Below are 11,988 nucleotides of genomic sequence, written 5' to 3' on the forward strand. Positions count from 1 at the left end.
CCCGTTTGGAACGGGTTGATTAAAGTGTAATGGCGGAGAGCGGGGGATTCGAACCCCCGATAGGCTATTAACCTATACACACTTTCCAGGCGTGCGCCTTCAACCGCTCAGCCAGCTCTCCGTAGGTGCGCGAATTATAACGGCTAAGCTTGCCCTTGTCTATGAAACAACACAGCCAGGCGAAATAAATTCAACCCGGCTGTAATACCTATAAAACCCAGTTTAAATCCAATAGCTGGATTTACATCATTTCAAGGTCCATTTGAACCGCTTCAACACCCGCAACCGCACACTCTTCATCAATATCGCCACCTGGCGCACCGCTCACACCAACGGCACCAAATAAACGACCACCAGCCGAAATTGTCACTGAACCGGCCATAAAGGCAAGGCCTTCACCCAAGGTTGGCAAGGCCCCTTCCGCTTGGCTCGTCAATTGTGACCCATTGGCATTAAACATCACCGCGGTATAGGCTTTTTTCTGAGAAATTGGTAAAGACACAGGTGGTGCCATCGAGTCGCGCATCTGCACCATAATAATTCCATTACGATCGACCACGGTAACCGATACTGGAATACCTTTAGCTTCACAAGCCTTAATGGTTTCCATCGCAATTTTGTTATTCACTTCAAGCGTTAAACGCGGTACATCGACCGTTAAAGACTGCGCATTAGCAACAGGCGCCATCGCCACAACCAGGCCTGATGCCACCAGTAACGATTTTAATGATTGTTTCAACATACATCCTCCAAGATGATTTATATTTATATTAGTGTTATGAAATAACAATGTAATTCTAGCACTATCCATCTCTGATACTCACTGCCAAAACTAAGGATGAACCATGGATTTCACAGTTTTTACACTTATCTTGCTCGCTGTCGTGGTGATTTACCTCGCCTCAGGTATCAAGATTGTGCCACAAGCGGAGTTGCAAGTTGTTGAACGTCTGGGCCGCTATCATCGCACCCTGCACGGTGGCCTTAATTTTATTATTCCTGTGGTCGATCGCGTGCGCTCAAAGTTTAGTACCCAAGAACAAGTTGTAGATATTCCTGTTCAAAAGGTGATTACCCGCGATAACGTCAGTATCGTTATAGATGGCTTAGTTTTTATGCGCGTCAATAATGCTGAACATGCCACCTACGAGATTCTTGATCTCAAACACGCCCTTGCCCAGTTGGCACAAACGACCCTACGTTCAGAAATTGGTAAGATGGATTTAGACGATACCCTGTCATCGCGTGACACACTCAATGCCACCTTGATGATTGCGTTAGATAATGCATCAGGCGGCTGGGGCGCTAAAGTCACGCGCGTGGAAATTTCTGACATCTCTGTACCCGAAGCGGTTCAACACGCCATGGAACTGCAATTACGGGCTGAGCGTGAACGTCGAGCCACCGAAACGGAGGCGGAAGGTTTAAAAAATGCCACCATTGCGAAGGCTGAAGGTGACCGCCAAAAAGCCTTCAAAGAAGCCGAGGCCATTGAGCGTACAGCCGATGCAATGCGTTATGAACAGATTCAGCTGGCGCAAGGTCAGCAAGAAGCCATTGTGATGCTAGCACAAGCGATGCAATCTAACCCTAACGCAGCCGAGTTCTTACTGGCCAAAGACCGTATTAAAGCCTGGGAAGGCATTGCCGCTAGTGATTCGGCCAACAAGGTGGTGATTCCTTATGAAGCCACTGAACTGGTTGGTGCCCTATCGGTACTGCAAGGCGTGCTCACCCAAGCGGGCGTTGTAACTGGCAACACTACGGGAGCGTCTAAATGATTACACTAGGCCTGCTCGACCTTATTCCAAGCTGGGCGCTAATTGCATTGGGTTTTGCGCTCATCGGTGTCGAAATGCTGCTCGGTTTATTTATGTTGATGTGGTTTGGCATTGGTTTAATTGTAGTCGGCCTGCTTAGTTTTGTAGTTGATTTTGAGTATGGCGAAATTCAACTCATTTTTGCTTTTGCCATCGGCTCGGTACTGCTATTCGCTTTGCGTAATAAAGTAATTGCCAAGCGCAACGCTAAAGAAGAAATCTCAGTCACCTACCAAACCGGCGGCATAGGCAAGCTCTCCTTGCACAATGATACCTGGATGGTGTTTTATCACGGCACCCACTGGCAAGTTGCCAATCCACCGGCCGAATGGCAAGAGGGCCAACGGGTTCGCGTCACTAAAATTGAACTCAACCAGGCCTGGATTGAGCCTGAATGACCACCAGACTTAAACCACTCGTCACCTCATTACTAGCAGGCCTGCTATTGGCTATCTCTGGGGGCGGTATGGCTGACACACCACTCAGCAGTCCACTTGAACAAGCGGCGCAACAAAACCTAATCACCCTGCCCTTTAACCCAGAAGTTGTGGATTTTACCCAGGCAGATGACTGGCAAGGCTTAATCAATAAGCTTGCTGATTATCAGGTTATTTTTCATGGCGAAATTCACAACCGCCTCAGTGACCATTTAATCCAAGCTGAATTATTACACCTGATGCATCAACACACATCCGCGCTCGCGGTGGGTGTGGAGTGGTTTCAGGCGCCCTTTCAAGCCTGGGTTGATGGCTATATTGCTGGACGTTTAGATGAAGGCGAATTATTACAACGCACCGAATACTTTTCTCGTTGGCGTTATGATTGGCGCTTGCTGCAACCACTGATGCAGTATGCACGCGATCATCAAATTCGTGTCTTAGCGCTGAATGCGCCCGCTGAACTCACCCGGCAGATTGCCCGTGAAGGGCTGGATAGTCTAAGCCATGAACAACGTGTGCAATTGCCCAAGATTCATCCACCCCATCCTGACCATGAACAGCGGCTACGAGATTTTTTTGGTCAAAACTTGGCTGAACACGCCAACACCGATAACTTTATCCATGCACAACGGACTTGGGACGAAACCATGGCCGCAAATGCTGCCGCTTGGCTTAGAGCCAACCCAAACACTCGCATGTTAGTCATAGCCGGCCAATTTCATTTAGATTATCAACAGGCAATTATCGGCGATATGCTGCGCCATCTGCCCAGTTTAGCTGGGCAAACCTTAAGCTTAGCCAATGGTCCATTCGAGGAATGGCAATCGGGTCGATTTGATGGTTTTTTGCTCACTGACGAGCTAGCTTTACCGGCACATGGTCGAATTGGCAGCCATATTACCCCACAGGGCCAGGCCTGCTTACGTGAAATCATTGCCGACAGTGCCGCCGATTGGGCCGGTTTACAAGTGGGTGACTGCATTATTGCGTTTAATCATCAACCGATTCGTCACTTCAGTGACTTAATGTTAGCGCTTTATCAAACTCAGCCAGATCAACAGGTGCAACTTAAAATCAATCGACCCATTTCAAAAAACCATAATAAAAAGCAAGTTGAAAACCACACCCTAACTATTGAGCTAACACTAGATTAACGGCCAACTTATGACCAGCAATAGGGTAATTAACAATGTAAGCCAAGCCAGTAAATAACCTAGCCAACTGACCGTTTTACTGGTGTGAATAATGTCATGCATTGTAGGGTGTTTGAGCCATACCCAAACTTTTGTGACTGGCTTGGCTGGCAAAACGGCTAACACCCGCCTGCCTGTCTGCGCAACATGCTGTGTCAAACGCTCACCTAACCACTCATAAACGACTAATACATCGCCTGCGGGCAACTCAAATTGCCGATTGATCCGAATCCGCCAGGCTAAGGCTATCATTAAGGCTAATACCAGAGGTGGCCAGGCCTGCTGCAACATTTGCTCATAAGCCAAATTCACCGGCGCCAAGGTTTGCCATGCTAAATTATGCGTACTGATCGCTTGGGTAAAGCCACCGGCCAGTAACAATAATGGCCAAAGCATGATAATGCCAAGTACCAATAACCAAGCACTGAATGCACCCGCATCATTCCAGGCTTTAGACCACTTAAATTGTGCGCCCGGCAAACCTAGTGACCAAGGCTGTTTAAGCAAACGCCGAATAAAGTGCATCATTAACAACAAAGTGGCCCCAGAGGCAATACTTAACCACCAGAGCGGTAAGGTTGCGACCACGGCCTCCATTTCACTGGATAATTTCATACCGTATTTCAACCAAGCACCCGCGGTTAAGGGTGCCCCCGCTAACACCAAAGCTAACAGCACCAGGCCTGCTAAGGCGACATAACGTAGTGTCATGGTCGTGGCAAATTTATACCAACCTAAACCAATAAATAACGCGCTTTTCACCAGGGCATGATGCCAAGCAAACAAGGCCACCCACAGCACCCAAATGCGCGGGTCGGGCGTTTGCCATACCCAACTTAGCCCCCAAATCAACCAACCCATTTGGCTAATGCTTGAATAAGACAACACGGTTTTAGGGTCGGTTTGGGTTAACCCCATCACCACCCCATAGAGCATAGCAATCCCACCTAACCAGGCAAGTGCCATAAACACGGTTTCACTGAGTGGCATGGCCAAACTGGGTAATAAAATCCACAACCCAAGAATGCCGGCCTTAATCATCACGCCCGATAAAATGGCACTGGCCGGAATGGGGGCTGCAGTATAGGCTAAGGGTAACCAAACATGTAGCAGAGGCACACCTAATTTCACCGCCATACCCAAGGCAATTAGTGCCATGCCCCAGGCACCGGATGGGGTAGTTAACCATACCATTAAATCGGTGGTGCCCAATTCTGCCGCGCGTAGCAACAGGCCACTGAATAACAGAATTTCACCCAGAATAGCCAGCATGATATACCAATTAGCTGCCCGCTCTGCGTGCACAGTGCGTTCATGGACCACCAACCCCCACGCCGCTAGGCTCATTAAGCTAAAAAACAGATAAAAACTTAGCGCATCACCGGCCACGACCAGCCCTAAACTGCCCGCTAAACTCAGTTTCATAAATAACGGATAGCTAATATCATCTGTTTTAACCCAGTGACTATGCCAAGCCACTAAGGCCCAGATAATGATGCTAAAGCTCAGCCAGATAAATGACAGCTCATGCCATACCAAATGTAAGCCAAGCAAAAAGCTAGGAAGATAAAGCGCATCAAGCGGAGAGATGACAGGGGCCAGCAAACCCAGTTGCGCAAACCATAACAATACCGCAGGGATAAGGCCAAGGGTAATAAGGCTGCCGGTATATTTTTTGGTGGCCGGAATTAATAAGCTGATTGTCAATAACAGCGGCCACAACCACAATGCCATCATCAGGTTCATCTGTCACCACATCTGCTATGAAAAGTAAATTTATTGTAGCTGATTTGGTGAAGGCTTGTCAGCTTGCGGCGCATATAACCAAGGGCGCAAAGCAAGAATCGCTTGTTGGTAATGACAAGGTTTGCCAAAACGTTGTTGATAGGCGGTTAACCAGGCCTGCTGGGTCGCCGGTCTGCCAAATTTTTGCGCTTGCGACCATTGCAATAACGACTGCCAGCAGTCTTGCGCCTGTTGCGGCGAATGAATCGGTTGACGCATAATAGACCACAAACGCCCATGACTATAGCCTCGCACAATCAGCCAAACCAACACAGCAAGGATCAGTAGGCCTGCTAATAGTCCCACTAATGCCAGTAACATCCATAACCAAATTGGCAAGGCGATAAAAAACTGCGCGGGCAAAGTTTTTTCAGTTAGCTGCTGGGTGTGGCGATCAAAATACAGCCAACTCACCGGCGCATAATAGCCCCAACGCACCCCATCCAGCCTGAAAGGTTGTACCCAAGTTTGTGAAAGAACTCGGCCCTCCTCTTGCCACTGCACACGTGATTCACGCCGCTGAAACAACCATTCTGGTTGATGCTCAGAAGTTAATTGCTGCTGCAACAGACTCCCTAAAGGCGGAAAATAATCCATATCTACCGCGCTCCAATGGGTGTAAAGTTCATACACCCGACCACTGACCATAATACTGGGACGTTGCCAATGCCACTCAAGGGGACCCGAAGACAAACTGGGCGGAACATAACTTGGGCGCGCACGCACATGCACACTTTGTGGCGGCGCAAAAAACTGCCATACTCCGCCGCCTTGTCTAGTACTAACTCTTAAACTCGGCGCACTGCGTACAAACTCACCTTCTTCATCTAAACGCTGCGCCCAAATTAAACGCGCCTGCTGATTAGATAGGCGCTCTAAGGGCGCACTCTCCAAACCTGCTTGCTCCGGCATCTGCACATTTAAGCTCAAACCTTCATCGACTAATTCAATATCCAAGTGCTGGCTCCACCAGTCACCCAACCAGCCGTGTGCTGGCGCGTCCGACCAATGTAATTTGATTAAAGGATTAGGCAACACCTCTAAACGTTGCGCGGGTAAACGCAAAGTACCGCTGCGCAAGGCCGGCGTGGTAATTAAACCAGGCTGGTAAGGCGTCAAGGTCAGTCGCACCCGATCAACAGCGGGATAGCGCACTTGAATATGAAAATAAGCCTGCAGCGGGGTTAAATCCATGCGGTCAAATTCGGCGTGGGTATTGTCACTGCGTAAGGTCAGTTGAATACTTTCACCGAGGATTAAACTTGGCGTAAGACCCGTGACTGAAGCGTCTGCAATGGCGTGCGGCGACAGCCCCTGCAAGACAATGGCAAACCACCAGCAGATAATCGCCATCAGAAGGTTACGCCTTAGATGAGGTTTTACCATCGTTTTGCTTACCATGGTTTGACCCCTGGCAACTCACGTGGCTCGACCTGACGCGCTTGAAAACCAGCCTCACGCTCAAATAAATGAAACAAAATGCCCACTTGGTCATCAGCAATCGTGTCTAAGTAACGGGCTAAATCCGCCTGGCGCTGCTCGCGGGCTAAATCTAGACGTTGCTGTTCAATCACTGCTTGACCTTGCCAGGCTCCACGACTCGCAAACGTCGATTGTTGCTCGGGCGGTAACTCGGCTTGCTGAGCATCGCGCTCTGGCAATTCCTCGCCCCAATAATCTTCATCGTCATCGCGCCCCCAGTTTTCGCCATCGGTGGCGCCGGCTAGGGTTGGATCCTCATTACCGTCACGCCCGACGCCCTCGCTATTTTCACCCTGTTCGCGTGTTTGCTCACCCTGCTCGGCCTGACGGGCTTGCGCCGCCAATTCAAGCGCATGCTGACGTTGTGCCAAAGCTAAATTATGCGCCGCTTCGGGAAAATCCGCTTGATGAATTAATGCGCCTTCAAAGGCTTCCACTGCCAAGGACCAGGCCTGCTGATCGGCATAACTTAAACCTAGGTTATATAAACTACGCGCCCGCTCGTCATGGTTTCGTGCGGTTAATAGCGCTTGACGAAAATAACCCTGAGCTTGCTGATGTTGCTGTTCGCGGTGCAACTCTTCTCCCGCTTGCATCCAGCGCACATAATCCGCTTGCTGTGCCTGTGCATTGTTCATACTTAATAGGCTAACTAGCAGGCCTGCTACTAGCCACAAAGCAAGCGGTGACGAGGATATAGCTTGCTGCTGACCCGACTGCTGACTGGGCGTCGAATAGCGCCACAATAATCCTAGCAATAACAATCCCACTACCCAAGGCGTTAGGTCATAAAATGCGTGTTGCATGGCGCTCGTATCGTCTGCACTCTTCTCATCATCTAAGCCCAACCCCGCATTGGCTAAAAAACGCGCCTCATAGTCAAACCAGCTTTGTAGAGCGGCAGATTGATTACGGTCATCAACATAGCGCCCTTGTGCCGCTTGCGCCAAACGTTGCAAGCTTTGTCGCGCCATCGGCACCGTTACCCGTACGCCATCATAGACCAGCCATCCGGTCGGTGAAGCTGAATCTGGCAAGCCCACCGCATCCGTCGACCCTACCCCAACCACTAGCAAACCAATCTTCGCCTGCGCATAGGCCTCGGCCACCGCCAGTAAACCAGCCTGTTGCTCTGACAACACGCCATCGGTTACCAGCACCACCTGCTGCACCCCCTGTTCTTGCGCGACCGCTAATGCCTGCTTCATCGCGACCGCCAACTGGGTGCCCGCAAACGGCAGGCGTTGTGCTTGCAATAAACCCAACCGGCTTTGCAACAACGCCTTATCTTCGGTTATCGGCAAGGCCCAATAGGCCTCGGTGCCAAACAGCATTAAACCCACGCGATCTTCGGCGGGTAAGCGCTGCGCCCAAGCCGCCAATAGGTTTTGCGCATGGCCAAAACGATCCGGTTGACGGTCAAGTGCGGTCATCGAGCGACTGGCATCCAACAAGACCAAATGGGTGATTCCGCCGGTTTGTTGGGGTGTGGCAGGCGCATCCAACGCCCAACGTGGACCAGCTACGGCCACAATAAGCAACACCCCCAACCAAAACCCGAGTGGCCAGCGCCAGGGCCATAATCTGGCCGGTGCACCAGCGGCCAGCGACCAAGGAGTTAATGACGCATCACTATAGTCATGAAGTTGTTTATGCCGATAGCCTAACCACAGCAGCAGGCCTGCTAACCAGGGCAGCAGTAGCGCTAACCAACCTGCCTGCCGAAAAAACAAGCCCGCGACAATTAAATCCGCCTCATTCGTGACCACGACGCCACCCCCGCAACGGATAATGGGTTAATAGATGAATTAACAACAACAGCCCGGCCACGCCGAGTGCCAGCAGCAACGGCCAATGAGCTAAACTCACCGCACGCCATTGTTCACCCTGCTCGACTACACCCTCACGTGCGCGCAACTGCAATTGCGCAAAAGCTTGCCGTAACGCATTAGGGTCATACACCGCCACAAATTGACCGCCGGTGTCTGCCGCCAGGGTTTGTAAACTCGCCGTTTCTAACGGCTGATAAATAAGTCTTGAAGAACCACGTGACGAAGCTTCTTGACCGCCCAGTCCTATGGTATGAATCGCGATATCATTTAGCCTTGCATACTCAATCACATCGGCCAAACTCAATCGACTGCGTGTCTGTAAACCATCACTTACCACCACTAACAGCGGATCATAATCCTTGGGGCGCTGCGTATCGGCTAACATAGTGCGTATCGCCAAGGCCATCGCCTCGCCCATGGCTTGATCGGTACGCCCCGCCAGATAGGGAAGCAAACGCGGCAATTCCGCGCGCACCGTATCACGATCAGCGGTCATCGGCATCAGCGTAAAGGCCTGGTCGGCATATAAAATAATACTAAAACGATGTTGAGGCATAGCGGCCACAAACTCATCTAATACCTGCTGCAACACCGCCACGCGGCTTAAAGGTTGGTCGTTTTCTGCATAGTCCTCTAGCACTAAAGACACCGAACTTTCCACCACCAAGGTGACATCACGGATAGGTTCAGCTTGACGAACCTGTTGCGGTAGCGCCTGCCAATAAAAAGGACCTGCCAAGGCAAGCAATACCAATAAGACTAACAAAGTGCGCAATAGCGTTTGTAAAGGCATTAACCAGCGTATCAGCCCGGGGGACTGAACGGATTGATCGTTGCGCGTTGCCATAAATGCGGCTATTTTTGAATGATAAAAAACCGGCTGGGCTTGGGTGGCGGGTTCTGCTAACCACGGCCAACGCGCTTGACCCTGCTGACGCAGCCACCACAACAAAGGCCAAAGCACGACCAACAACAGTACCCAAGCGGCCTGCCATTGCACATCTTGCCATAGTGAAAAGAATTCAGTCATCAGCGACTCGCTTTAGGCTAAACTCAGCCCTTTGCAGTTGGTGATAAAAGTCATGAGGATCAATCGGCTGATTACTGAAACAGGCATCATAGAGCCAAGGACATTCGGCTAAGGCAAGCGGCGCCTGCTGTTGATAAATCGCCAAGGCAACACGGCGCAATGCAATGGTTCGCTCACTAGCCGTTAAATTAGCCGAGCCTAACTGCTGCACCCGTTTGATTAGACGCCGCAAGCTACGCCTGGCATACCAGGCCTGATAAGCACGCCAGCTCCACATCAGCAGGCCTGCTAAGACTACCAGCCCGCCCAATCCAACCAGCAATAACAACCAAGCCTGCCATAGTGTCAGTCCCTGCTCTGCAGCGACCAGCAACACGGGTTCATCTAGCGTTGAGGCAAGATCATACCAACCATCAGCACGCTGGGTAATGCTCATCCGGCGCGCTCCACCGCTAAGCGTCTAAAATCGATCAATTCATCTTGGGTGCTCAGCGCCCAGTGCGCAATACCATAGCCGCTCAGTCTAGTGGCTAAGTGTTCGCGCTGTTGTTGCGCCCAAGCATTATAAGCCTCGAGGCTATCACGATTAAGTAGCCAACGACGCGCGCCCTGCTGTAACGCTAATAAGGCACGTTTAGGTAACTGCTGTTCAACCGGATCCGTGATACTCACCGCTTGGACATCATAGTGCGCATTGAGGGCATAGAGCCATTGCCAGTCTTGCTCAGCCCAATCGGCAAAATCGGTGATTAACCAGAGTTTGGCACCGGGCAACCAGGCCTGCTGAGCTGGCTTAATGCGTTGCGCAAAAGGCTGTTGATTCACCGCAGCTTGCGGCGGACAAGGCTTAGCCAAGTGGTTCATGCTACTCATAAAAATATCACGTGCGCTGGGCGTCGGCCAGCTATACAGCTGATCATGAGCTTGAGTCAGTTGCCATTGCACGCCTTGCTGTTGCGCCCACCAGGCCAACCACCCGGTAAAACGCATAGCTTGGGTAACTTTTAAGCGCTTGTGCGACCCAAATCGCATACTGGGCCCTTGATCAACGCAGACGCACCAGGCCTGCTGGCGCTCCTGCTGAAACACCTTGGTCATCGCCTGACCTGAACGCGCCCAAGCCCGCCAGTTTAAATGACGCAATTCATCCCCGGCGTAATAGGGACGGCTATCAGCATAATCCATACCTTGGCCGGTCGTTTTTGCCCATTGATCACCAAACAAGGCTTGGCTACTCGCTCGCTGATTAGGCTTAAAATCAACCAGATCAGCTGCAATCGCTTGCGCCCAAGCAGCGATCTCAGCGGCACTCATAATCGGTGCCGCGGTGAGGGCTGTTTTGGTCAGACCTAGTTTCTTCATACCACTCAAGCTCATGCCACAACGGGCACCTCAACCCAGCCCACTAATTTAGCCAGTAAACTATCGACCGTCCAACCCTGTGCGCGCCCAGCAAAACTCAAGCCTAACCGATGGCGTAATACATCGGGTAATAGCAGCACCACATCCTCAGGAATGACATAGTTACGCCCTTGTAACCAGGCGTAAGCGGTGGCGGCATGCAATAATGCAATCGACGCGCGCGGCGAAGCGGCCACATCAAGTACCCCAGCTAAGGCCGGGTCAAACCGGCTTAGGTTACGCGTCGCGGCAATTAACGCGACAATATAGGCTTCAATAGCCGGCGCAACATGAATATCGGCAACATCACGGCGCGCTTGCATCACATTCTGTGGCGTTAAACTGGTCGTATCGGGTTCGTCATCCACCCCAAAATGTTTGGCTCGGTCGCGACGCAAAATTTCCAGCTCTTCCGTTTCAGTCGGATAATCCAACACCACATGCAACATAAACCGGTCCATTTGCGCTTCCGGCAAAGGATAGGTGCCGCTTTGTTCCAACGGGTTTTGCGTCGCCATGACAATAAACAAATCCGGCAAGGCGCGAGTCTGGCCGCCTGCGGTGACCTGCTTTTCGGCCATGGCTTCTAATAGTGCGGACTGGACTTTCGGCGGCGCACGATTAATTTCATCCGCCAACACGATTTCATTAAAAATCGGCCCAGGCACAAAACTTAACCCACCCTGTTGAGTATCAAGAATTTCCGAGCCCATGACATCAGCCGGCATTAAATCCGGGGTAAACTGAATGCGCTGAAAACTGGCATGCACGCCTTTTGCCAAGGTTTTAACCGCCGTGGTTTTTGCCAGGCCTGGTGGACCTTCTAATAACACATGGCCGCCGGTCAGCATCGCAATCATCATGCGCTCAAGCAAGGCTTTCTGCCCAACAATGGTTTTTTGTAAATGGCGATTAAGATCAATAAACGCTTGTTGACTGGATGATGGCGTGACAGACATAGGCTTCCTCTCGGGCTTGGCTTAATTATTCAACTAATTGGTTGAA

Annotated in this window: 11 protein-coding genes and 1 tRNA gene; 3 read left to right on the forward strand and 9 right to left on the reverse strand. The window is 50.9% G+C overall.

Annotated features, from left to right (window positions below; translation table 11 throughout):
* Positions 1-30: 30 nt before the first annotated feature.
* Both BM293_RS03660 and BM293_RS03665 read right to left on the reverse strand, forming a co-directional pair.
* Positions 31-121: transfer RNA gene (locus tag BM293_RS03660), tRNA-Ser, on the reverse strand.
* A gap of 120 nt (positions 122-241) precedes the next feature.
* Positions 242-742 (reverse strand): GlcG/HbpS family heme-binding protein, encoded by a 501-nt coding sequence (locus BM293_RS03665; protein ID WP_093446896.1) that lies wholly within the window; start codon positions 740-742, stop codon positions 242-244.
* A 103-nt stretch (positions 743-845) separates the two neighbouring features.
* Between BM293_RS03665 and BM293_RS03670 the strand changes: the two genes are divergently transcribed.
* Genes BM293_RS03670 through BM293_RS03680 form a run of 3 tightly spaced genes read left to right on the forward strand, consistent with a single transcriptional unit; the run spans position 846 to position 3,414 of the window.
* Positions 846-1,781: an SPFH domain-containing protein gene (locus BM293_RS03670; RefSeq protein ID WP_093446898.1), complete on the forward strand. Its 936-nt coding sequence runs from the start codon at positions 846-848 to the stop codon at positions 1,779-1,781.
* The gene (locus BM293_RS03675; RefSeq protein WP_093446899.1) at positions 1,778-2,218 is read left to right on the forward strand and encodes an NfeD family protein; all 441 of its coding nucleotides are present in this window, start codon (positions 1,778-1,780) and stop codon (positions 2,216-2,218) included. Before BM293_RS03670 ends, BM293_RS03675 begins: the two co-directional genes overlap by 4 nt.
* Positions 2,215-3,414 (forward strand): ChaN family lipoprotein, encoded by a 1,200-nt coding sequence (locus BM293_RS03680; RefSeq protein ID WP_093446901.1) that lies wholly within the window; start codon positions 2,215-2,217, stop codon positions 3,412-3,414. The genes BM293_RS03675 and BM293_RS03680 overlap by 4 nt, the downstream gene beginning before the upstream one ends.
* On the opposite strand, the gene BM293_RS03685 is transcribed toward BM293_RS03680, so the two are convergent.
* The 7 genes from BM293_RS03685 to BM293_RS03715 are packed head-to-tail and all read right to left on the reverse strand — an operon-like array spanning position 3,406 to position 11,942.
* Complete coding sequence (locus tag BM293_RS03685) at positions 3,406-5,199, reverse strand: complex I subunit 5 family protein (protein WP_093446902.1); 1,794 nt, start codon at positions 5,197-5,199, stop codon at positions 3,406-3,408. The genes BM293_RS03680 and BM293_RS03685 overlap by 9 nt on opposite strands.
* A gap of 30 nt (positions 5,200-5,229) precedes the next feature.
* On the reverse strand, positions 5,230-6,591 hold the full coding sequence (locus BM293_RS03690; protein ID WP_234968883.1) for a hypothetical protein: 1,362 nt from the start codon (positions 6,589-6,591) through the stop codon (positions 5,230-5,232).
* Positions 6,592-6,632: 41 nt separating this feature from the next.
* Positions 6,633-8,489 carry a vWA domain-containing protein gene (locus BM293_RS03695; protein WP_093446904.1) on the reverse strand — a complete coding sequence of 619 codons (1,857 nt, stop codon included), beginning with the start codon at positions 8,487-8,489 and terminating at the stop codon, positions 6,633-6,635.
* Positions 8,476-9,582 (reverse strand): vWA domain-containing protein, encoded by a 1,107-nt coding sequence (locus BM293_RS03700; RefSeq protein ID WP_093446905.1) that lies wholly within the window; start codon positions 9,580-9,582, stop codon positions 8,476-8,478. Before BM293_RS03700 ends, BM293_RS03695 begins: the two co-directional genes overlap by 14 nt.
* Complete coding sequence (locus BM293_RS03705) at positions 9,575-10,018, reverse strand: DUF4381 family protein (RefSeq protein WP_093446907.1); 444 nt, start codon at positions 10,016-10,018, stop codon at positions 9,575-9,577. Before BM293_RS03705 ends, BM293_RS03700 begins: the two co-directional genes overlap by 8 nt.
* Positions 10,015-10,959, reverse strand: a complete 945-nt coding sequence (locus BM293_RS03710; protein ID WP_093446908.1) for a DUF58 domain-containing protein — start codon at positions 10,957-10,959, stop codon at positions 10,015-10,017. Before BM293_RS03710 ends, BM293_RS03705 begins: the two co-directional genes overlap by 4 nt.
* Positions 10,956-11,942, reverse strand: a complete 987-nt coding sequence (locus BM293_RS03715) for an AAA family ATPase (RefSeq protein ID WP_093446910.1) — start codon at positions 11,940-11,942, stop codon at positions 10,956-10,958. Before BM293_RS03715 ends, BM293_RS03710 begins: the two co-directional genes overlap by 4 nt.
* Positions 11,943-11,988 lie beyond the last annotated feature (46 nt).

The organism is Thiomicrospira sp. ALE5 (assembly GCF_900112445.1).
Taxonomy (GTDB): Bacteria; Pseudomonadota; Gammaproteobacteria; order Thiomicrospirales; family Thiomicrospiraceae; genus Thiomicrospira.